Source organism: Parabacteroides sp. CT06, assembly GCF_002257605.1.
In the GTDB taxonomy this organism is placed as follows: domain Bacteria; phylum Bacteroidota; class Bacteroidia; order Bacteroidales; family Tannerellaceae; genus Parabacteroides; species Parabacteroides distasonis.
In genome coordinates this window covers 80,501-103,814 of record NZ_CP022754.1, presented here as the reverse complement: position 1 = coordinate 103,814, position 23,314 = coordinate 80,501, and the positions used below count along the sequence as shown (strand labels likewise).

Here is a 23,314-nt window from a genome sequence, read left to right as displayed (position 1 = left end):
AGCTAGAATTTATAAGTATAAGAAACCGAGGGCATGCAATAGAACAAAATCGTCTCCTGTAGCACTACATGATATCGCTGATTTATATCCTGGTTTACCATAACCTCCGTCATGAAGGGATTCGGTTTCAAATACGTATTGTATATACTTATGTTCCAAATCCCCATCCGACCCTTCTTTTTATATCGATAAAAATTCACGCCCAGATCCAAACGGTGATAAGGAGACAATTGATAATTATTACGAGCGCTCAAACCTGAATTCATCGGTCTGTATGAATCTACTCCGGCATACCCGTTCTCTTTCTGATAAATCGGAGACAGATATTTATACTCCGGCAAGCTAATATGGTTTCCTGAGGCGAACACCCAAGCTCCCGTTAACTCCACCTTCCGGGATAACTTACGAGAAACGACCACATTCACCTTATGCCGGTTGTCGAAGCGAAACGGGAAATGACGCCCCTTATTCACGGAACCATCCGGAAACCACCGATCCGACCAAGAGAGCGTATACCCGATCCATCCGGTTGTCTTCCCATTTGTCTTTTGCGCCATAAACTCCACACCATAGGTCTTACCCTTTCCCAAACCGACCCGGTCTTCCCAACCGGAGAAATGTGTCTCAACCGGCCAATGATCCTTATAATCAATCAAGTTATTCAACCGTTTATAATACCCCTCGATCGAGAAATCATACATCCGTTTCAGATTATAATAAAGCCCGGCGGTAATCTGGTGAGAACTCATCGGAGGGACTTGCTCCGTCACCGGGACCCAAATATCCGTAGGTTGGTTCACATAGGTATTCGATAATAAGTGGACATATTGGTTCATCTTACTGTAGGATATCTTCGCCGATAGATCCGGACGAAGTAAATAACGTGCCGACAAACGAGGCTGAAAAGAATGATAGATCTCATTCTCTACATGAAACAAGGTATACCGCAATCCGGCATTCACCCGCAAGCGATCCGTGACCCGCATCTCATCCTCGGCAAACAAAGAGAACTCATGCCCTTTTATCAAGGAATAATCATACAAAAGCTCATATACGGGATTTACTAACGAATCGTTCACCCAAGACCGTTGCTGGCTATTCTCCGGGCGAAAATTATGATACAGGTAATCCGTGCCCATTCGTATCCGGTGATTCATTGAAGGACTGTAATCCACCGACAAACGTACGCTCAGATCCTCCATCTCCGATTTATAGTAGCTCTCTCGTTTGAACGATTCTTTTCCCTCCTTACCTGCATAAATTTCATATCCCCCCACTTCCTGCCGGATATGAGAACGAAAACGGCTGTAACCCACCATCAAATTACCAAACAGTTTTTGCCCGAACACGTAGTTCCATCCAGCAGAGCCGATCAAGTTTCCCCAACGCCACAGAAACATATCCTCGGAATCCCCATTCTTCTCCTTACTCCCTTGCCTGAAAGCATCTTGCCCCATATAAAAGCTCAGATAGGCACGGCTCCGATCCGAGAAAGAGTGGTTGAGTTTCGCATTAATATCGAAGAAATGATAACCGAAAACATCTTTGATACTACTGTTCTTATTGACTACAGCCAAAGCCGTCCCTGTTATCAAATCCAACCACGTACGACGTACCGAGACATTAAACGAGGAGCGATCCTTAACAATCGGCCCCTCCAGATTGGCCCGTGCGGAAAGCAAACCCACGGAGATATTCCCGTGATACTCCTGCCGGTTACCGTCATTCATACGGACATCTACAACCGACGAGAGCCTTCCGCCGTATTCCGCCGGAAAGCTCCCTTTATAAAACCGGGTATTCTTTATCGCGTCCGGGTTGAACGCCGAGAAAAACCCCAACAAATGGTTCACATGATAGACCGGATTTCCATCCAGCAGATACAAATTCTCATCGGCCCCGCCCCCACGCACATACAAGCCGGTCATTCCCTCGGTGCCTACCGCCACGCCCGGCAACTGCTGTAAGGTCTTCACCAGATCCGCCTCCCCCAGCAAAGCGGGCATCGACTTCACCCGCTCGGCAGGTACGTCGATCACCCCCGCACGGCTACTCAATATCTCGTAGCGAGGCCGGGTCCCCCGAATAACGACCTCGCCTAACGAGGCCAATGACCTCAATGGGAAGTCGATCATCGTATCCCTTTGCAAATCGATCTCTATCTCCATCGCCTTAAAGCCCACGTACGAGGCCCTAAGGCGAACCTTACCGGGTGGAAGTATCAAGCTGTAAAAGCCGTAATTATTAGACATCGTCCCTCCCCTCGAACTTTTCACCAGAACCGAGGCCCCCAACAAACTCTCATACGAGGCTGAATCCCTGACGAATCCGCTGATCGTATATTGACGGGGCTTTCGCTTTAAGATGATATATTGCCCCGTAACCCGATAGATAATCGGTAATGGGGAAAATAAGCGCTTCAAGCAGTACGACAAGGATTCATCCCGGACAGACAGGGAAACCTCTGGCAGCTCTTTCAGTAGAGAAGACTCGTACGAGAAGAACAATCCGGTTTGTTTCTCAAGCTCCATCAATATATCCAACAGGGGAACCTGCCGCATATCCAACGTAACCGTCGGCGTAGGTTCGGGCATCTGCGCATATAGATGTCCCATCCAACCGGGAAGCAAAAGAATCCCTATCAGCCATACAACAATAGATCTCATAAATGATCTGATTTTATTTCTTCGAAGTGGAAACCAAATGAGCGTCCAATGTCTGGTTAACAACCTGCAAGACATCCTCCAAAGGCTGATTATTAAAAGTAGCGGTCAATCTCGCTCCCTCATTCTTTGTCTGGTTCGCAATCTTGACTTGATAATAATCACTCAAGTCCTCAATCACCTTATCCAGCGGTGTCTCCATAAAACGAAGTTGCCCTGTCCTCCAAGCTAACTTGTTCACGTCTTCTTCCGTCACTACCGTTATCTCCTTGTTCTCCATAGAATACTGAGCCGACATTCCAGCGGTAAGTATCACATTCTCCTTTTCCTCCCCGGCGGTAAAACATACCTTGCCGGTAACTACATTGACTTCCGTAACGGTAGGCTTCTCATCTATCTGGAAACTTGTTCCCAGCACCGTAACTTCCGTTTGGCTCGTTTTCACTGAGAAAGGGCGTGCCTCGTTCCTCGTCACTTGGAAAAAGGCCTTTCCATTCATCTCCACGGCACGCCTCTCTTTATCATATCTCTTCGCGTCATACCGGATCCATGAATCGCCGGCCAAAGCGACCAAGGTACTATCCGGAAGGTAAACATCTTTCATTTGTCCGGGGGCGGTAGTAATCGCAACCCAATCCGGGGCGTTTCTCTCTACCGTAAACCATGTCCCCAGACCTACGAGCACTAACACGACAGCGGCCGCCCCGATCCAATACCGGCGAAACGAGACCTTCCGGCTAATCGCATGCTCAGAAGCGAACTTCTGCCATGCCTTATCCGGGTCAAGGCTTCCTTCCCGATAGCGTTTCGCTACGAAACGGATGCGTTGTTCCAATTTATTGTCATGCTCGTTATTATTCATAACTATTCCTTCTATTTAATAAGTCCTTCCAGTCTCATACCATTGGAATCCGACATTTGGGGCCTGCCCCTTCTTCAATGGAACTCCCACGCTCATACTCGGCGAGATCCTAGACGATACGCAAGATGAGAAAATCATCATCGACACCGCGAATATAAATACCCACTTTATACAAACCATCGCTTTCATCCTATTTTCTCTTTAAAATGTGTATCCCAAGGTAAAACTAGCCGTATGATAGTTCAGACCTATGTTATAAGCATATCCCTTGTATTGCTTATCTATACCCAGATCATAGCCAACCTTAAAAGCGACCCGTTTCACCTCTATACCAGCCTCTATGGTAGCTCCCCAGTCAAAACGAGGCGCTACCGCATATCCTTGGCCGGGATTAAACGGGTTATATGATATTTCCTTATTATAGGGCAGCTTTCCTTTTAAAGAATAATCACTTTCCTCATACGTCACTTTTCCTCCCAAGCCAACCGCCAAATAGGGACCGATCGCCAAATGTAACCGAACATCCTTACTTACCTGCCAATCGAAACGAGCCAAGATCGGTAATTGGATATATTCACGATGCTCCTTCTGACTGCGATGCCTTATACCTTCTACATCAAAATCCTTAATTCCATAGGTATCATAATAGAAGCCCGTAAAGCCGTAACCATTACCATAACCGTATCCCCACAGATTCAAATAATCACTGGAAACGGGATAGAGAAATATACTCGTACCTTCCCGTCCCCCATATGGACTCTCACTAGTTCCATAAATCTCACTATAAGAAGACAGTCCCTTCCCCCGTCGCACATAATACAAACCGGATTGAAGCGAGAACCAGCCCGATCCGAATGTATAAGAGACCGCAGCCCCAGCCTTAAAGCCTACCTTAGCGACATCTCCCTTATACTTTGTCACGTTCATACCGGCTTCCGGCGTCACTTTCCATTGCGCTTGGGCCGAGATCACGCACATCATCAACATCACAAATACCACCAACTTCCTCATACACTCTCCATGCTTTAATGAAATAAACAAGTAACCTTTATCTCTAAGACAGAGAAATATGAAAAACCCCCATTCCTTTCTATAAAATTTATCCGAAAAAGAACATATAAACACGGATAGCGGTCTCTCGCAAAGCTTTCAATGCCTTGCTCATCTGGTTCTCAACCGTTTTTACCGATAAATTCAATTCCTCCGCGATCTCTTGGTATTTCAAGCCATCCCGTTTGGATAACAAGAAAATCTTCTTCCGTTCGGGAGGTAACCGATCGATAGCGTCCCACAGGCGAGCGTCACGCTCCGATCGCAGGATGTCTTCCTCTTCCGAGGTATCTTCTACGTCGGGTAACTGCTCGGTGGCCTCAGCGTTTACGGGTTGTGAGGTAAATGAAAGAGAACGGTTCCTCACCGCTTGATATAAATAAGCCTTGAGATTCCCGATCACATTACCAGCCCGGTTCTTATCCCATACATCCGCGAAAGCCTGTTGCACGATATCCTCGGCATCGTCCACCTGATCGGTATAACGAAGCGCAAACAAACACAAGGGCTTATATAAACTCTTGAAATGATGTTCAAATTCTTGGGTGGTAATAGCAGCCATACGTTTGTTATCTGTAACTATTCACCGCAAAGTAACAACCTTTTCTTTTTAACAAATCGCTTTTCAGGTTCTTTATAATGGTTTTAATAAAAAGAAAGCGTTTAAGGACTTATCCCTAAACGCTTTTTCTTATTTTTAATTAATAAGCATCAATATGGACGAAAACCGATAATCTGGCGTACCTCATTTAAAGTCTTAGAAGCGCTCTCACGAGCTTTCTCCGCACCCATACGGGCTACCTTATCCAGATATTCCGTATTGGCGGCCATATCCAAGATACGCTCACGGATCGGAGCGCAGAACTTATTGATATCCTCGGCCAACTGCTTTTTCATATCGCCGTAACGGATCTCGCAATTGTTGTATTTCTCATTAAAGAAATCATAGGTCTCTTTCTCGGAGACAATTTCCATCATCGTGAATAAATTGGCGATCGGCTCGGGCTTCACGCTATTCGGCTCGGTTGGTCCCGCATCGGAAACCGCTTTCATAACCTTCTTCTTGATTGTTTTCTCATCATCTATCAAATAGATCGCGTTACCCTCACTCTTGCCCATCTTACCGGAGCCATCCAAGCCCGGTACTTTCACGGACTTATTGCCCAAATGGAACGACGCAGGTTCCGGGAAGAAATCCACGCCATACGTAGAATTGAAACGGCGGGCGAAACGACGGGCCATTTCCATATTCTGCTCCTGATCCTTACCTACAGGAACCTTTAACGCCTTATGGATAATAATATCGGCGGCCATCAAGGTCGGGTAAGTCAACAAACCAGCGCTTACGCTATGTTTATTACCTTCATTAAAAATCTCTTTCTCTACATCGCCTTCACATCCTTCCCGGCTGATATGCAACTGCTGACGGGCCTTATCCTTAAAGGAAGCCGTACGCATCAACTCGCCGATACCGGCGTTCATATTCAAATATAGATACAACTCTACCACCTCCGGCACATCGCTCTGAATATAAATGGTAGCTTTTTCCGGATCGATACCACAAGCCAGATATTCCGAGAGGATCGTCTTTACGCTATTTCGTATATTGTCAGGATGCGGGTGAGTAGTCAACGAATGCCAATCAGCGATAAAGAAGAAGCAATTATACTCATCTTGCATCCGCAAGAAACTCTTTACCGCACCAAAGTAATTGCCTAGATGCAGATTACCTGTTGGTCTGATTCCACTTACTACTGTTTCCATGTCTTGTTATTTTTAGTTTTCAAGTGGCGGCAAAGATAGTAATATTCTCACAATATACATATATTATATGCCGCAGATCCTCCTAACCACCTATTATAACGGTGGGACATCCCAATACGATTTGCCCTCCGTGAGCTGTCGTATCTCCCATTCTGGCGGCAGGTTTACCGCAGATCATCACGGTGGAAGATCCTTTAATGATCGTATCCGGAGGGCCTACACAAACGCAATTATCTCCCATTACCGCCGCCGGTAGCTTGCCGATTAGAACAGTCGCCGCTCCCGGCCCTACGATAGGACCGCCTACATGGGGTATCGGTGATGGCCAAGCCGGGGTTTGCATAGGACATGTATGCATATCTGTCAATCTTGCTGCTGGAGGCATATTTATTACTTTTTAGTTAACGATTTATTGAAATGATAATCTACAAATATATAATATTTATCATGAATATACTACTTTTGCGCGCTAATATTTTTAATCATGAATGCAAAAGCAAAAGGATATGTTCTAGGGGCTATCGCCGCCGCGACTTATGGAATGAACCCCTTGTTCGCCCTACCCTTGTATAAAGCCGGTATGAATCCGGATTCAGTCCTGTTTTTCAGATATTTATTCGCGATCCCGGTATTAGGTATCATGATCAAAGCGAGAGGGCGGAACTTTAAGTTGAAACCCAACGAGATCGTTCCTTTAATCCTCATGGGGCTGTTGGTTTCCTTCTCTTCCCTAGCGTTATTCCAAAGCTATAATTATATGGAAGCAGGCATCGCCTCGACTTTGCTGTTTGTCTATCCGATCTTAGTGGCGCTGATCATGGCGTTTGTCTTCAAGGAGAAATTAACGTTACAAACCATCTTTTGTATCTTGCTGGCATTAGGCGGTATCGGCTTACTTTATAAAAGTGGCGACGGAACGACTCTTAGTTTAACCGGTGTCCTGTTGGTCATGGCTTCCGCTCTTTCCTATGCTATTTATATCGTAGGCGCAAATCGTCCGCTATTGAAGAATATCGCTACGTTGAAACTTACGTTCTATGTCTTGCTTTTCGGAATGACCTTGTTTTTAGTCCGTATAGATTTCGGCAGGAGCCTTCACATTGTCCATGATTGGTATTTATGGGGTAACCTGATCGCTCTAGCCATATTCCCAACCGCTATCTCTTTCCTTTGCACGACACTGGCGGTCCAATATATCGGCTCCACCCCGACGGCGATCCTCGGAGCCTTGGAACCGTTGACCGCCGTATTCTTCGGAGTGACTGTCTTCGGTGAATCATTAACGTTACGATTGTGTTGCGGAATCATCCTGATCATCCTAGCCGTTACCCTCATTATCGCAGGAAGTAACGTAACAAGCCACCTAGTTCGTTTTCGAAAGCTTTTCCCAAGGCTTCCGCTTAAGAAAAAGAACGCTAAATCATAAAATCACAATAGGTATCATTTCTATCCAGATACTATTTACGGGGCTATCGCAAATCTATGATAAATTCGTAAAATCATTTGTTACAATCAATTATTTTACATATATTTGCGATAAACAATACGTATCCAATCATGATCACCAAGTTCTCAACATGCTTATTGTTCCTTGCATTGCTCTTAAATAGTTGCCAGCAAAGGAATCAACCCACCTCTCCCCAATATGAACCGGAATATAATAGTTCAACGACTCCGGCCCTCATTGATATAGAAAAGGCGCTGAACCATCCGGCGATGTTGAAACTGAGTCAAATAGCCTCTAAGCTGAAATATTATAATGTTGGAGACGCTCGTTACACGGTAACACAAGCGATCGCTATTCCGGATAGCGACGCTTTTATCACATTCAATAACCCACGTATTTATTATCGTAAGCAAGGCATTCCCAGCAAACGATATGGATTTAAGGCCTTGGATTATAAATGGAACCATGGGATGAACGGCCTTAATCTATTTTACGACAAGAAAACAACCCGTATGTACTGCGCCTTGAGCGGCCTCGACCAAGACAATAAAAAAGATTCGACCACATTCAACGATATAAGGCCATGTATCGGGGAATTATCCACATTAGATACGATGCTGACCATTCAGAATTATATATTCCCCGAAAACCTGCCTACCAAATATTCGATAAATGCGGATGCCAGTCAAATAGTAGGCTTCTCCTCCTCGGGATATATGCTTTGTGATTACGCGGAAGGCTCTAAAATCCCGAAAGGAATAACGACATTCAACCTTCGAGGAGATACGCTTTGCAAATTCATCCTTGCGGATGCCAAGGATATTAACGTCTCTCCGGATACGATCACCCGGTTTCAAACCTTTTATTGGAATACGGATCAAGACCGAATAAATTTCTTGATTCCTTATCGAGATACGGTATACCAGCTTTCAAGTTCCCACTCGATCACCCCTTTATATACGCTTCATAAAGACAATCAAGATAAACCGACCGGTCTTCGTTCTTTCTTGGAGAATCCGAATGGGCTATTTATGGGAGTCTTTCAAAAAGGTTCTCCCGCCATCTATAATTGGCTGGGATGGCTGGACGATTACAAACCGGTTATCACCCATCGAGTAGTCTATCTCAAGAAAGAGAAGAAAACATACGCCTTACCCAAAAGCTCCGGAGGATTTATCAATGATATAGATGATGGACTTCCGTTCTGGCCAGACGGACAAACCGATGACTGTGTTTATATGATTCGTACCGTCACCGAAATGCGTGAGACCGTTAAACGCACAGGCTCCTCCCGCCAAAAAGACCTGATCAAATTCTTAGACGATCCTAAAGTGTTCGAGAGGGATTATGTTATGATCGTGGCAAGACCTTGATGGATATTCAATAGATAAAGCCAAACATCCATAAAGGAATCATATTGCGGAAAGCATACTCTATGTCATCTTTCACCACATACCCATCCGCCGCTTGCTTGATCTGTTGCCGCGTCTTATTCTTTCCCCCAATCTCAAAGGTTCGGCCATCTATCTCAAAGTCTGAAATCGCAGAAGAAGTAACGAAGCATACGACTCGCATCCAAGATAGAAAAACCGTCTCACGCACGGAACCGATATCCGGTACCTGCTCCGACAACGCATAAGCCAGATTCGTATTATTCAGATAGATCTTCTCTACTTTCTCCAATAATTTCAAGCCCTGCGCTTTTTCTCGCAGTAAATTAACCAGACCTGCCTTCTCCAAATAACTCATGTAGTCGGGCAACACATTCCGGCTGATATCCAAATCTCTCGCCAACTTCGTATAATTTGGTTTGAAAGGGACACTTTGAGCTAATACATATAATAATTTCTTCAACTTTACGGCAGAAGCCACCGTCATATCCGCAAAAATCGGAATATCAGATTCCACCATTTGGTTAATCACGCTACGCAGACGCAAGAGATATTCCGTATCTTGAAAAAATGGATAATAACCTGTCGATAAATAATCATTAAATAATTTGAGTGGACGAGCTTCCTTATAAGGGAACTCAACCTTCCCAGCAAGAATCTCTTCCAACGAATACGATGGAAGCTGCCACCCCTGCGATATATTCAAATATTCCCGAAAAGAAAGTCCGGGTAATCTATACTCTACCTTCCTGCGACTTAAATCCGCACCACCTTTCTCCAGATCAAGAATAGACGAACCTGTATAGATAACTTGAAGACCAGGAATTTGATCGTATATATTCTTCACCTCCCTAGACCAATCCTTGTATTTATGAATCTCGTCAATATAAAGTTTTTTCCCACCCAGATTATAAAATTGATAAGCCATGTCGAATAACCGATACTTGGTAAAATAGAAATCATCTGCCGTAACATACAAAGACTCATCCTCACGATCATACAATTTGATATGCTGCAACAATAGGGTAGTCTTCCCAACACCACGAGCACCTAAAATTGCAACCAATCGGCTATCCCATGCGATCTGATCGTGAAGAAAACGCACGACTTCTGTCGAAGTATGCTCTAATTGAGTTCTAAAGGAACGAAATAAGGTCTCCATATTGATTCATGTTTAAAGGACAAATATACAAAATTGCACGATGCGATGTGCAATTTTCATACAAAATTGCACGATGCGATGTGCAATTTCCTTTATCTTGTCCTAGAAAAACTTTACAGATTATATTACTTTGTCCTATCTTAGCTTGACATTATCAGGAATTGAGTGTTTTAAAAACGGATATTTCCCGACAGACACGATACCCGGTGGCATCCTCATTCGCAAGATACCTAAAGGGAGCCTGTTGAAAGCGATGATCTCGCGACCGGAAAAGGCTGCGGAAGATCGTATCTTTTTGGTGGAAAACGGTACGGTAAAAAGATATTAACCATGAAAGAACTGTTGAAACTCGGCGTATATACCCTACTTGGGACACTTTTGCTAAGCGCCCCTTTCGCAGGATTGGGAATGCTATCCACACACTTGGTGACAGAGAAAACCTTTTGGATTCAACTAATCACCCTGTTCTTATCCGCCGTGTCCCTACAAGGTTTGTGGTTGAATCCAAGCAAGGAGCTGTGCCCATGGACTTACGTGGATATCCTCCCCCTTTCCCTCTTGGGGCTTATCCTCCTCTCTTATCCCTACTCCATACACCCGGAGCCGGAAAAGCTCCTGTTTATCGGACAAATGGTTGTCTTGTGGTATCTGCTTCGGCAGGTACTCCATGAATGTCCGGTGCTCATAGGATATTTTTCAATGTTCTTTATCGCGACAGGCCTTATAGAAGCCATCTGGGGCTTCCGTCAATTACAGGGATGGGCCTATTCGAACCATTCCCTGTTTCGGCTGACCGGCTCTTTTTTCAATCCGGGGCCTTATTCCGGATATTTGGCGATCACATTACCGGTGGCTCTTGGCATCTTGCTGGAACAGTCCAAACGAAATATGCCCTATTACCTGTCCATGGGATGTATAGGCACAGCGATCGTTGTACTTCCTGCGGGAATGAGCCGATCGGCATGGATAGCGGTGGTCGTTTCTTGCGCCTGGGTATATGCCCTGTACCGCCTTGACAGGAAACAGGCAGCGACCAGACTGAGACAACACAAAAGGTGGTATATCATAGGCGGTATCCTAGGCGGCATATTGCTTCTTGGCGGGAGCGCATCACTCTATACATTAAAGAAAGATTCGGCAGACGGAAGGTTTCTGATGTGGAAGATCACGACGAAAGCGATACAAAAACAACCGATTACAGGTACCAGCCTAGGTGGGTTCCCTGCCGCTTACGCTGAAACACAAGCGGAATACATGGCTTCGGGAAAAGCGACTGAACAGGAAAAGTTGGTTGCCGGATGCCCGGAGTACGCATTTAATGAATACTTGCAGATTGGATTAGAACAGGGGTTAGTAGGATTAGCCCTATTTATAGGCTGGCTGGGGCTTCTATTTTATAAAGGAATAAAGAACAAAAGGTATGCTTGTTGCGGGGGATTGATGTCTCTGGCTATATTCGCCTTCTCTTCTTATCCATTACAATTGCCGGAGTTTTGGGTAGTATTGATATTCCTAGGGGTGATGAGCGTAACACCGGACAAGGATGAGATCCGTGAGAACCAAGCCGAATCAAATGGCCATAGATGGGGCAAACAGATATTTTTTATGGGAATCGCTATCCTTGGAATTGGTTTGTTCTGGATGCAAAAAGATCATTATAAGGCTTATCAACAATGGAACAAGGCGCAAATGTATTACAAAAATAAAGCTTACGAAGCGGCCTTGGAGGTATATGAACCTTTGTATCCATTATTGAAGCATAAACCGGAATTCCTTTTCGAGGTCGCTCAATGCCTAAGCAAGACCGGACGATACGAGAAAGCGAATGGATATCTGGAAAGAGCTGTCTTATTAAGCTCCGATCCCATGCTTTATTACGTAATGGCTAAAAATGAGCAGTGTTTAGGTGAATACCGACAAGCGGAAAAGCACCTGTTACATGCCATTGATATTTTACCGGAACGTATCTATCCGTATTATCTGTTAATGAATCTTTATACGGAACCATCTTATTTTCAACCTGCAAAATTGAAAATGGCGATTGATTCCGTATTAACTAAGAAACCCAAAGTGGAAAGTTCCGCTATTAAAGAAATGAAAGAGAAAGCACGAAGTATGTTAAACAACACATCAATATGAATACAATATCCTTATTTTTATAGCAATTACGACTACATCGTAACAATAAATACTTATATTTGCGAATGACAAATTGTACAAACCGATCAATCATACGAGTATGAAATACTATAAATTGTTGACCTTTACGCTTTTATTCTGTTTAAGCGCATGCGGCGGAGAAAAGAAAGATACAGATACCACACAGGATTCCGTAGAAACCGTATTGCCGGATGAGGCGAACGAAGTCACGATCATGACTTTGAAGCAAACGGAATTTAATCATGAGTTGATAAGCAATGGTAAACTGTCCGCTCGCAAGTTGGTGGACTTACAATTTGAGTCGGCAGAACCCATCGCCCGCATCTACGTGAAGAACGGAGACCGGGTAAACAAAGGACAGAAAATAGCGGAACTCGCTACTTTCCGGCTCACGAACAAAACAGCGCAAGCCAAGGATGCCCTAGAGAAAGCGAGGCTTGAATTAAAAGACGTATTGATCGGTCAAGGATATATGCTGGAAGACTCAGCGAAAGTCCCGCCTGCGACGCTCAACCTAGCACGGGTAAAAAGTGGATATGATCTGGCGCTCGCCCAATATCAACTTGCCCAATATGAGGAACAGAATGCGACGCTAATCGCGCCTTTCGACGGTATTATCGCAAACCTTTTCGCTAAACAAGAGAACGTGGCGTCTACGACGGACGCATTCTGTACCGTTATCGATCCTCATAGTCTGGAAGCCTCTTTCACCGTATTGGAAAGTGAGTTGCCGCTTATCCAAAACGGAGATAAAGTGGAAGTTACCCCTTTCGCCACCACCAGCTTAAAGACTGAAGGACGTATATCCGAGATCAACCCGCTAGTGGATGAGAACGGGATGGTACAAGTGAAAGCGGCGGTAAACGACAAAGGTAAATTATTCGAAGGCATGAATGTACGGGTTAGCGTACAACGCTCGCTTGGGAAGCAATTGGTCGTACCTAAAACGGCTGTGGTATTACGTTCCGGAAAACAAGTCGTATTTACTTTAGTTGATGGGCACGCTTATTGGAACTACGTGCGCACCGGACTGGAAAACGCGGATAGTTATACCCTTTTGGAAGGATTGAAAGAAGCGGATGTCGTGATTACAAGCGGCAATATTAATCTGGCGCATGAGTCACCGGTCAAGGTAATTGAAAATTGAGAATTGAGAATTGAGAATTGAAAATTAGTTGCGTATGATTCGCTTCCTGCTACAACGTCCGATAGCGGTATTGATGGCTTTTACGGCCTGCTTTATCGTGGGGTTGGTGACTTATTTCACCATACCGGTCTCCTTATTGCCTGATATCGCCATACCTGAGATTACCGTTCAGATATCCGGACAAAATACATCCGCACGGGAATTGGAAAATACTGTCGTAAAGCCGGTCCGTTTGCAATTGATGCAAGTGGCAGGATTACGGGATATCCATAGCGAGACTCGCGATGGAGCGGGTATTATCCGCCTTAGCTTCGACTTTGGCACGAACACGGATCTTGCCTTTATAGAGGTCAATGAGAAAATAGACGCCGCCATGAATTACCTGCCCCGTGAGGTAGAACGTCCACGGGTAGTCAAGGCGAGCGCTACGGACATTCCGGTGTTTTGCCTCAACCTCACACTCAAGACAATTGAAAACGACGAGGCTTTCCTCGATCTTTGCCAATTCGCAGAAACAGTAATCAAGCGAAGGATCGAACAGTTGCCGGAAGTCGCGATGGTGGATATCACGGGCATATTAGGACGGCAATTACAGATCGTACCGGATATGAAACTCTTGGATATGGCTGATATTACGTTAAATGATTTGGAATCAGCCTTGTCTGCCAATAATATAGAGCCGGGAAGCATGACCGTACGGGATGGTTATTATGAGTACAATATTAAATTTTCTACCTTATTACGTACACCGGAAGACGTACAAAATATCTATATCCGTAAGAATGACCGAATCTTCCAGATAAAAGATCTGGCAAAAGTAGCTGTCGTACCGGAAAAAGAAACCGGCTTATCGCTAGCCAACGGGGAAAGGGCCGTTACATTAGCCGTTATCAAGCAAGCGGATGAGAATATGGACAATATGAAAGAGGCGCTTGCCGAGGTTACCGATTATTTCAAGTCTATTTACCCGGATATTGAATTTACGATCACAAGAAACCAGACCGAGTTATTGGATTATACGATCTCCAACCTCAAACAGAATCTATCGTTAGGTTTCTTATTTATCTGCATCGTGGCGATCCTTTTCCTCGGGGACGTAAAAAGCCCGGCGGTAATCGGACTAAGTATGGTAGTCAGTATCATCATTAGTTTCCTGTTCTTCTACCTTTTCAATATGTCCTTAAATATCATCTCCCTATCCGGATTGATTTTGGCATTGGGTATGATGATAGACAGTTCCATCATCGTGACGGAGAATATAGCGCAATACCGGGCAAAAGGAGATAATCTGGAAGAAGCGTGTATAAAAGGGACCACAGAAGTAATCACCCCCATGCTTAGTTCCACATTTACCACGATCGCCGTATTCGTCCCGCTGGTATTTATGAGTGGTATAGCGGGAGCGATTTTCTTCGATCAGGCGTTTGCTGTTACGGTTGGTTTAATGGTCTCTTATTTCACTGGAATCATGTTACTGCCTGTACTTTACAAATTAGTTTACAGCATACCGGAGATCAAGCATTCCTTTTTCAACCTGAAAATAAACAATTTGATCAAGGAGCATACGCTGGACCGATTCTATGACGGAGGGGTTGATTTCATATTCAGGCATAAGACCACTAGCCTACTATTTGTAGCTGTCACCATCCCCCTTTGCGCGATCCTATTCTATATGATCCCCAAAAGCCGGATGCCGGAAATCGATCAGAATGAGTTAATCGCACATGTTGAATGGAATGAGAACATCCATATTGATGAGAATAGAAAGAGAGTCACCGAATTATTTGGTGAGGCCGATCGGTTAGGTGCGCAACACACGGCCTATATCGGACAGCAACAATTCCTGCTAAACCGAGACAGGGAATTATCCATCTCGGAAGTAGAGCTTTATTTCAAGACAGAAGAGACCGATGCTATCGCTCCTTTACAACAAGAAATCTCCGCTTGGGTAAAGCGAAATTACCCGACAGCCGTATTATCGTTCTCTCCGCCGGAGACCGTGTTTGAGAAACTGTTCGTAACCGGTGAGGCCGATATCGTAGCCGAGTTCTATGCCCGTAACAAAGAACAAGCTCCGGATGCCCCTACTTTGCAAAAACTAGAGAAAACACTAGAGAGTAAGACCGGTCTCGCTCCCGTTGGCGTAGCTTTCGATAATCAATTAAACATATCCATAGACCATCAGAAACTATTACTTTATAATATCTCCTATGAAGAGGTCTACCGGGTACTTAAGACGGCCTTCAAGGAAAATGAAGTCGCTACTTTACGCTCTTATCAACAGTATTTACCGATCACGCTAGCCGGAAACGAGCAAACGGTCGATCATATCCTACATAATACGTTAATCCGTACGCAACCGGACGAAAACCAAAAGACGAATCATGTCCCTCTTAGTGCAGTAACAAAAATTACTCCCGGAGAGGATTTGAAGATACTCACCGCTGGAAAGAACGGGGAATATATTCCTTTTAGCTTCTATCAAGTAGAGAATGCGGAACAGTTAATGGAAAATATTCGGGAGCTCGTCCGCAGCGAATCCAAAGATAAGACGAATTGGGACATCGATTTCTCGGGAAGCTTCTTCTCGAACCAACAAATGCTGAATGAACTGGTCGTCATCTTGTTCATATCCATTCTCTTGATGTACTTTATCTTAGCGGCGCAATTCGAGAGCTTCTTGCAGCCCTTGATCGTCCTGCTGGAAATACCTATAGACGTAGCCGCCTCCTTACTGGTATTATGGATATGCGGGCATACCTTAAACCTGATGAGTGCTATCGGTATCGTGGTAACTTGCGGTATCATCATAAACGACTCTATCTTGAAACTGGACGCGATCAATGAGCTTCGGAAAGAAGGTGTACCCTTGATGGAAGCGATCCATGAGGCGGGTCGTCGCCGTCTGCGCCCGATTATCATGACCTCATTGACAACTATATTCGGTATGGTACCGCTACTATTCACGTTCGATATGGGTAGTGAGTTGCAAAAGCCACTCTCCATTGCCATGATCTCGGCGATGCTGATCGGTACGGCTGTCAGTTTATTTATTATCCCTTTGGTTTATTGGTTTATCTATAGGAGACATGCATTATGAAAAAAAGATACAAGAGGACATTCCTAGTTTTATACGCGTTCTGTTCGCTATTAGCCGAAGGAGTATCGGCCCAATCGCTCGTCCTTTCCCTTGAGAAGACGATCTCATTGGCCGCCGATAGCTCGCTGGAGGCTTTTCGTACGAAAAACCTATTCTTGTCCGGCTACTGGGAGTTTCGTAATTACAAAGCGGAGCGACTGCCTAGTCTTACATTGAATATCACACCCGCCGAATATTACCGGGATATCACGAAACGATACGATTCAGAAAAAGACATTGACGAATACCGTAAGCAACAGTCCTTTTATGCGGGAGGAAACTTAAAGATCAAGCAGAACTTCGATATGCTGGGTGGTAGTTTCTTCGTGGATACGGATCTGGGGTATATGCGCTATTTCGGCTCGAATACTTATAATCAGTTCACCTCCGTTCCAATCCGTATCGGATACAGCCAAGATTTATTGGGATACAATCCTTTCCGGTGGGAGAAGAAGATAGAGCCTCTAAAATATGAGAAAGTAAAGAAAGAGTTGCTTTATAATATCGAGACCGTCAGCGAGCAAGCCACCACTTATTTTTTCTCTTTAGCCATGGCTCAAGTAGAATATGATATGGCCAAAGAAAATGTAGCGACAACCGATACGTTATACCGTACCGGCCAAGAGCGGCATAAGATCGCGGCTATTAGTCAAGCGGATTTACTGACACTCAAGCTGGATGCGATCAATGCCCGCAATACGTTACAAAACGCCGATATAGCCTTGAAGCGAGCCATGTTCAGTCTGGCCTCGTATTTGAATTTCGATAAGAATACGAAGATACGGCTTCGTCTGCCGTCACGCCCCCATGATATGGATATTCCGGTGGATCAAGCATTGACGTTAGCCCGGGAGAATAACCCCAAGTTTCTGGAAGTGCGGCAAGAGGTGTTAGAGGCCGAGCAACAAGTGGATAAGACCAAAAAGGAAACCTTATTCAACGCTTCCTTGAATGCTAGTATCGGTTTCAATCAAGTAGCGACCCAGTTTAAGGAAGTTTACAAGAATCCGCTGCAGCAGGACTTGGTATCGATATCTATCTCTATTCCCCTTATAGACTGGGGAGTACGGAAGGGTAAATACAATATAGCCAAAAGCAATCTAAATGTTACGCAAATATCCGCACGGCAGACGGAAGTCACTCTGGAGGAAGACGTAATCATGACTGTCGGCGATTTCAATGTACAGCAAAACCTGATCGCCAGCGCCGAAGAGGCTTTGGACATCGCGATCATGGCCTATAACGAGACCAAGCAACGTTTCATGATCGGCAAAGCGGATATCAATAGCCTTACGCTCTCCTTGAACCGACAGCAGGAAGCGCAACGTAATTATATCACGGCCTTGCAAAATTATTGGTTGAGCTATTACAAAATACGTAAGCTCACCTTACATGATTTCGAGACAGGCATCTCATTAGCCAACGAATTTGATTACGAGCATGGGTTCTAAGCCGAACATATCATCCTTTACGATCATCGTCACCTTCCTTTGTATCGCATTGGCGGGGATCGCTTTCGTGCCTTTATTGCCGATCAAGCTATCTCCCTCCCGTACGCTGCCGAAATTAAGTATCAGCTATAATATGCCCTCCAACTCAGCGAGGGTTATCGAGATGGAGGTAACCTCACAGTTGGAGGCGATGCTTGCCCGTATCAAAGGAATCAAAGAGATCTCCTCGACCTCGGGAAACGGATGGGGAAGGATTACTTTAGAACTAGATAAACATACGAATATAGATGCCGCACGTTTTGAGGCATCAACAATTGTTAGACAGACGTGGCCGGACCTTCCGGAAGAATTAAGTTATCCGATTTTAGAGATGAGCCGTCCGGACGACAAGGAATCACGCCCGTTCATGAGTTATACCTTGAACGCTTCCGCTACCCCGATATTCATCCAGCGATTCGCCGAGGATCAGATAAAGCCCCGGCTTAGCAGCGTGCAAGGTATTTATCGTATCGATGTAAGCGGAGCGACCCCTATGGAATGGCGCTTGGAATACGATAGCCGCCAGCTACGGGATCTGGGGATCACGATAGAGGATATCCAATCGGCGATCAGCCAATATTACAAAAAAGAGTTCCTTGGAACCGCTAATATGGGACAAGGAGATACCAGCAAGGAATGGATTCGTCTGGCGTTAATGCCGGAAAAGATCACGAATGGGTTCGAACCATCGCATATCACCGTCGCAAACAAAGATGGTAGCTTAATCCGGCTGGATCAATTGATAAAGGTAACCCGGCAAGAAGAGGCCCCGCAAAGTTACTACCGGATCAATGGTTTAAACTCTATTTACCTGTCTATCCGTGCGGAAGAGACTGCCAACCAGTTGCAATTAGCCAAGAAAGTGAAGGAAGAAATGAAACATATCCGCACCTTGCTTCCTCCCGGTTACGAGATCCATACCAGTTACGACGCTACCGAATTTATCCAAGAAGAATTGGATAAAATCTACGTCCGTACAGGCTTGACCATCTTGATCCTCTTGCTCTTCGTTCTGCTGATTACCCGGAATGTACGTTATCTGTTCTTGATCATCATCAGTTTAAGTATCAACCTGTGTATAGCCGTCATCCTTTATTATTTATTAGGGTTGGAGATGCAATTGTACTCGCTGGCGGGTATCACGATCTCTCTCAGCTTGGTGATCGATAATACGATCGTGATGACCGATCATATCCGGCACCATCATGACCGGAAAGCGTTCTTGTCTATTCTGGCGGCCACTTTGACGACTATGGGCGCCCTCGTGATCATCTTCTTCTTGGATGAGAAGATACGGTTGAACTTACAGGATTTCGCTGCTGTCGTGATCATTAATCTGGCCGTATCTTTGTTCATCGCGTTATTCTTGGTTCCGGCATTGATCGACAAGATGAATTTGCACCGGAAGAAAGTCGCTTCTTCTTCCCCAAAAGCCCGGAGTCATTGGAGACAACATCCGGTGGTCCGTCCGATACGGTCGTTCATACACCGTTTCCCAGTCTATTTCTCTCATTATTACCGGGCGCAGATCCGTTTCCTTTGCAATTGGAAAAAGCTGGCTTGCCTTATTCTAGTACTGGCTTTCGGACTACCGATATTTTTATTGCCGGAGAAGATCGAGCCGGAAGAGAAGGATCTATCCGCAAGGGACTCTTTGTGGATCGCTCGCTACAATGAATTCGCGGCGAAAGGTATTTGGAAGGAAACGATAAAACCTATCGTCGATAAGAGTTTGGGAGGAACCTTGCGCCTATTTGTCCAAAAGGTATACGAGGGAAGTTATTTTACCCGGAATGAAGAAACGGTATTAAGTATCAGCGCTTCCATGCCGAACGGTACGACCCTTGATCAAATGAACCACTTGATCAACCGAATGGAGGCTTACTTGAGTACCTATAAGGAAATACGGCAATTCCAGACCAGTATCTATAACGCACGTCAAGCCAGTATCAACGTCTATTTCACCCGTGAGAACGAGCGAAGTGGTTTCCCCTACACCTTGAAAAGCAGGGTGATTAGCAAAGCGTTGGAATTAGGTGGTGGAAGTTGGGGCGTATGGGGACTTATGGACCAAGGTTTCAGCAATGATGTCCGTGAGAACGCAGGTTCTTTCCGGATCGAGATGTACGGATATAATTATGACGAGTTATACGAATGGGCGGAGAAACTACGGGAGAAATTGCTTACGTATCGCCGTATCAAGGAAGTATTGATCAATTCCGAGTTTTCTTGGTGGAAGGATGATTATCAGGAATTCTACTTCAACTTGAATAAATCCCGTATGGCGCAAGCGGATATATTGCCTATCGATTTATTCGCGTCTATCCGGCCTGTTTTCGGTAAAGATATCTACGCAGGTACCATCGTCGTTGATAACGAGACGGAAAAGCTAAAACTTTCTTCTCGCCAATCAAAGGAGTTCGATATCTGGAGTATGCAATATGTACCTCAAACCATCCGTGATAAATCCTATAAGTTGTCCGAACTCGCTATCGTCGAGAAAAGCCAGACCCCTCAACAGATAGCGAAAGTAAACCAGCAATACAGGCTCTGCCTGCAATATGAATATATCGGAGCCTCCTCACAAGGCGAGAAGATACAGAAAAGGGAACTTAGAGAGTTTAACAAGATCCTGCCTATGGGATATACGGCTAAAGCGGAAAAGAACTATTGGTCATGGGATCAGAAAGATAATAAACAATATGCGTTATTATTCTTGATCATCGTTATTATTTTCTTTACGACCAGTATCTTGTTTAATTCCTTGAAACAACCGCTGGCGGTCATTTTTGTCATACCGATCTCTTATATCGGGGTATTCCTGACCTTCTATTGGTTCAAACTGAACTTCGACCAAGGTGGATTCGCCTCCTTCGTTTTATTATGCGGTATCACGGTAAACGCCAGTATCTATATCTTAAACGAATATAACCAAATTCGGGAACGGATACCCGCTATTTCCCCAATCCGTGCTTATCTAAAGGCATGGAACGCCAAGATCACACCGATTTTCCTAACCGTTATATCGACCATACTCGGATTTATCCCGTTCATGCTAGGCACCGATAAAGAAGCCTTTTGGTTCCCGCTCGCCGCCGGAACGATAGGCGGCCTTATCATGTCTATCCTAGGCATCTTCTTTTATTTACCGATATTTACGCTGAAAAAAGAACGGCATTAAACAGGAATACGTATCTTTAACGGATAAATCGTTAATCAAATTCATTAAACTTATGAGACACATAAATTATTTAGTATTGCTTCTGGTAGCTTGCAGCGTAGGTGCTTGCAGTTCCCCGAAAAATGATACGAAAGATGCTTATCCGATGTTCTGGACTTGGTTGGATTACCAGCCCGGAATGAATTTCGACTCCATCTGTACGATCATGAATGAGGCGGGGATAGACGGTGTCATGCTAAACGCCCCTACTCCGGATGATTATCGGGCCGCTATTCCCATCGCCCAGAAACATGGGATAGAGGTCTACGCTTGGTTATGGACGATGAATCCGGAACATGACCGAGACGCTATCTTAAAAGAACATCCCGAATGGTTCAGCGTAAACCGCAATGGACAAAGCTTGGCCGATACGACCGCTTACGTGGATTACTACAAATTTATGTGCCCCGCCTTACCCGAGGTACGGGAGTTTATCAAGAAGAAAATAGAGGCTTACTGCGAGGTAGAGGGTTTGAACGGTATCGCTATCGATTACAACCGTTTCGTGGATGTTATCCTGCCGACTACCCTTTGGCCGAAATACGGTATCGTGCAAGACCAAGAATATCCGCAATGGGATTTTGGTTATCACCCGGCCATGATCGAGAAGTTCAAGGCCGCTTACGGATATGATCCAAGAGAACAAGAAGATCCCTCGCAAGACGAGAAATGGCTCCAATTCCGTTGTGACCAGATTACCGAGGTCGCTAATATGATCGCCGACGTGGTTCACTCTTACGGCAAGAAAATGGCAGCCTCTCCTTTCCCTACGCCCAAGATGGCATCCAAAATGGTTCGTCAAGACTGGGGGAAATGGAATCTGGACATTGTCTTCCCCATGGTATACCATAACTTCTACACGGAAGATATTAGTTTTATCTCAGACTGTATGATAGAGGATGTCCGGGATAAGAACCCGAAAACCACGCTTTACTGCGGACTGATGGTAGCCGACGATATAGAGAATGCCATGGATGCCGCACTGAATCATGGGGCGGAAGGAATCTCTATCTTTACCGTATCCGCTTTGCGCACTCCGGAAAGCCGTGCGATGTTCAAGGCTTATGCAGATAGTGTTCGTGCGGTTCGTGCCGAGAACAATGGGGTGAATCCGGCTTTATCCAAGAGCACCAAAGTAACGAATCCTTTCGAGAGCATGGATATCTTGAATAGGATAAACGCAAAGATCAAAGAGCTCGCCAACGTGCCTATTCCGAATATCGCCGATTATAAATTGGTGAACGAAAAAGGTGCCACGAAATACTACGAGGTCAAAGAGCTGAACACAGGAAAGACATTCTGCGTAGACTTTTACTTCTACGGAGGTATTCTTTCCGGATGGAATGTTACGGTTAAATAAGTACTTGATAATAGCTATTTTTACGCGGCCTACCTCGTAAATTCATGAGGCAGGCCGCATGCGTAAACACCCCTATTCCAGAACGCCGAAACAAACAATCACCTTTAACGAGGAGACACCTCGCCTCATTGAAGGGAACTTGCCCTTATTACCGTCCGAACAAGAAAGTACGCTATGCCGCGGGATTCGTAAGCCTATTGGAGAGCTTGCCACACAAACAGATGCTCTCCGTTATCCCGGGACTCATGAGGCACTTCAGCCGGCGCACTTACTACCGTGTCCGCAAGGGAGAAAGGCCGCTCTCACCCTCCGAGCAACAGGTCGTATTGAATGCGCTTAAACGCTGTGGGGTGAAGGAACCAAAAGACTTCGACGCTTATTTCGAGGAGTACGACTGGTAAACCAAGGAAGAGAGGCTTGTGCCACTACCCATGTTACGGATGTGCCAATAGCATGGCA

At 45.1% G+C, this 23,314-nt stretch carries 16 protein-coding genes; 9 read left to right on the top strand and 7 right to left on the bottom strand.

All coding sequences use genetic code 11. The features are described 5' to 3' along the window. Positions 1 to 2: 2 nt before the first annotated feature. From CI960_RS00330 to CI960_RS00305, 6 genes are all read right to left on the bottom strand, one after another. Positions 3 to 2,666 (bottom strand): TonB-dependent receptor, encoded by a 2,664-nt coding sequence (locus tag CI960_RS00330; RefSeq protein WP_094582164.1) that lies wholly within the window; start codon positions 2,664 to 2,666, stop codon positions 3 to 5. Positions 2,667 to 2,679: 13 nt separating this feature from the next. Next, positions 2,680 to 3,525 (bottom strand): FecR family protein, encoded by an 846-nt coding sequence (locus CI960_RS00325; protein ID WP_005859548.1) that lies wholly within the window; start codon positions 3,523 to 3,525, stop codon positions 2,680 to 2,682. 201 nt (positions 3,526 to 3,726) lie between these two features. Then, positions 3,727 to 4,536: a porin family protein gene (locus CI960_RS00320; protein WP_005859551.1), complete on the bottom strand. Its 810-nt coding sequence runs from the start codon at positions 4,534 to 4,536 to the stop codon at positions 3,727 to 3,729. A gap of 88 nt (positions 4,537 to 4,624) precedes the next feature. Next, on the bottom strand, positions 4,625 to 5,137 hold the full coding sequence (locus CI960_RS00315) for an RNA polymerase sigma-70 factor (protein WP_005859552.1): 513 nt from the start codon (positions 5,135 to 5,137) through the stop codon (positions 4,625 to 4,627). A 149-nt stretch (positions 5,138 to 5,286) separates the two neighbouring features. Then, entirely contained in the window at positions 5,287 to 6,339 is a 1,053-nt protein-coding gene (trpS, locus tag CI960_RS00310) for a tryptophan--tRNA ligase (RefSeq protein WP_005859555.1), read from the bottom strand. 82 nt (positions 6,340 to 6,421) lie between these two features. Further along, entirely contained in the window at positions 6,422 to 6,724 is a 303-nt protein-coding gene (locus tag CI960_RS00305) for a PAAR domain-containing protein (protein ID WP_005859557.1), read from the bottom strand. 99 nt (positions 6,725 to 6,823) lie between these two features. Between CI960_RS00305 and CI960_RS00300 the strand changes: the two genes are divergently transcribed. Both CI960_RS00300 and CI960_RS00295 read left to right on the top strand, forming a co-directional pair. Next, entirely contained in the window at positions 6,824 to 7,765 is a 942-nt protein-coding gene (locus tag CI960_RS00300; protein ID WP_005859559.1) for a DMT family transporter, read from the top strand. 131 nt (positions 7,766 to 7,896) lie between these two features. Further along, positions 7,897 to 9,159, top strand: coding sequence for a DUF4933 domain-containing protein (locus tag CI960_RS00295; RefSeq protein ID WP_005859560.1), 1,263 nt, complete (start codon positions 7,897 to 7,899; stop codon positions 9,157 to 9,159). A 7-nt stretch (positions 9,160 to 9,166) separates the two neighbouring features. On the opposite strand, the gene CI960_RS00290 is transcribed toward CI960_RS00295, so the two are convergent. Then, positions 9,167 to 10,339: an ATP-binding protein gene (locus CI960_RS00290; protein ID WP_005859561.1), complete on the bottom strand. Its 1,173-nt coding sequence runs from the start codon at positions 10,337 to 10,339 to the stop codon at positions 9,167 to 9,169. 330 nt (positions 10,340 to 10,669) lie between these two features. Here CI960_RS00290 and CI960_RS00280 point away from each other — a divergent pair, with 330 nt between their 5' ends. From CI960_RS00280 to CI960_RS00250, 7 genes are all read left to right on the top strand, one after another. Then, positions 10,670 to 12,478 carry an O-antigen ligase family protein gene (locus CI960_RS00280; protein WP_005859573.1) on the top strand — a complete coding sequence of 603 codons (1,809 nt, stop codon included), beginning with the start codon at positions 10,670 to 10,672 and terminating at the stop codon, positions 12,476 to 12,478. A 100-nt stretch (positions 12,479 to 12,578) separates the two neighbouring features. Further along, positions 12,579 to 13,646, top strand: coding sequence for an efflux RND transporter periplasmic adaptor subunit (locus tag CI960_RS00275; protein WP_005859574.1), 1,068 nt, complete (start codon positions 12,579 to 12,581; stop codon positions 13,644 to 13,646). A gap of 34 nt (positions 13,647 to 13,680) precedes the next feature. Next, the gene (locus tag CI960_RS00270) at positions 13,681 to 16,746 is read left to right on the top strand and encodes an efflux RND transporter permease subunit (RefSeq protein ID WP_094582160.1); all 3,066 of its coding nucleotides are present in this window, start codon (positions 13,681 to 13,683) and stop codon (positions 16,744 to 16,746) included. Continuing rightward, positions 16,743 to 18,236 carry a TolC family protein gene (locus tag CI960_RS00265; protein WP_005859576.1) on the top strand — a complete coding sequence of 498 codons (1,494 nt, stop codon included), beginning with the start codon at positions 16,743 to 16,745 and terminating at the stop codon, positions 18,234 to 18,236. The genes CI960_RS00270 and CI960_RS00265 overlap by 4 nt, the downstream gene beginning before the upstream one ends. Further along, on the top strand, positions 18,226 to 21,456 hold the full coding sequence (locus tag CI960_RS00260; RefSeq protein ID WP_005859581.1) for an efflux RND transporter permease subunit: 3,231 nt from the start codon (positions 18,226 to 18,228) through the stop codon (positions 21,454 to 21,456). Before CI960_RS00265 ends, CI960_RS00260 begins: the two co-directional genes overlap by 11 nt. Before the next feature lie 52 nt (positions 21,457 to 21,508). Further along, the gene (locus CI960_RS00255; protein WP_005859583.1) at positions 21,509 to 22,855 is read left to right on the top strand and encodes a hypothetical protein; all 1,347 of its coding nucleotides are present in this window, start codon (positions 21,509 to 21,511) and stop codon (positions 22,853 to 22,855) included. A 44-nt stretch (positions 22,856 to 22,899) separates the two neighbouring features. Further along, positions 22,900 to 23,256 (top strand): DUF6078 family protein, encoded by a 357-nt coding sequence (locus CI960_RS00250; RefSeq protein WP_005859585.1) that lies wholly within the window; start codon positions 22,900 to 22,902, stop codon positions 23,254 to 23,256. Positions 23,257 to 23,314 lie beyond the last annotated feature (58 nt).

Coding starts and splice junctions, on each gene's coding strand:
- CI960_RS00260 (WP_005859581.1), top strand. CDS start 18,226: ATGGGTTCTAAGCCGAACATATCATCCTTTACGATCATCGTCACCTTC.
- CI960_RS00315 (WP_005859552.1), bottom strand. CDS start 5,137: ATGGCTGCTATTACCACCCAAGAATTTGAACATCATTTCAAGAGTTTA.
- CI960_RS00270 (WP_094582160.1), top strand. CDS start 13,681: ATGATTCGCTTCCTGCTACAACGTCCGATAGCGGTATTGATGGCTTTT.
- CI960_RS00275 (WP_005859574.1), top strand. CDS start 12,579: ATGAAATACTATAAATTGTTGACCTTTACGCTTTTATTCTGTTTAAGC.
- CI960_RS00295 (WP_005859560.1), top strand. CDS start 7,897: ATGATCACCAAGTTCTCAACATGCTTATTGTTCCTTGCATTGCTCTTA.
- CI960_RS00330 (WP_094582164.1), bottom strand. CDS start 2,666: ATGAGATCTATTGTTGTATGGCTGATAGGGATTCTTTTGCTTCCCGGT.
- CI960_RS00300 (WP_005859559.1), top strand. CDS start 6,824: ATGAATGCAAAAGCAAAAGGATATGTTCTAGGGGCTATCGCCGCCGCG.
- CI960_RS00255 (WP_005859583.1), top strand. CDS start 21,509: ATGAGACACATAAATTATTTAGTATTGCTTCTGGTAGCTTGCAGCGTA.
- CI960_RS00290 (WP_005859561.1), bottom strand. CDS start 10,339: ATGGAGACCTTATTTCGTTCCTTTAGAACTCAATTAGAGCATACTTCG.
- trpS (WP_005859555.1), bottom strand. CDS start 6,339: ATGGAAACAGTAGTAAGTGGAATCAGACCAACAGGTAATCTGCATCTA.
- CI960_RS00305 (WP_005859557.1), bottom strand. CDS start 6,724: ATGCCTCCAGCAGCAAGATTGACAGATATGCATACATGTCCTATGCAA.
- CI960_RS00280 (WP_005859573.1), top strand. CDS start 10,670: ATGAAAGAACTGTTGAAACTCGGCGTATATACCCTACTTGGGACACTT.
- CI960_RS00320 (WP_005859551.1), bottom strand. CDS start 4,536: ATGAGGAAGTTGGTGGTATTTGTGATGTTGATGATGTGCGTGATCTCG.
- CI960_RS00250 (WP_005859585.1), top strand. CDS start 22,900: ATGAGGCAGGCCGCATGCGTAAACACCCCTATTCCAGAACGCCGAAAC.
- CI960_RS00325 (WP_005859548.1), bottom strand. CDS start 3,525: ATGAATAATAACGAGCATGACAATAAATTGGAACAACGCATCCGTTTC.
- CI960_RS00265 (WP_005859576.1), top strand. CDS start 16,743: ATGAAAAAAAGATACAAGAGGACATTCCTAGTTTTATACGCGTTCTGT.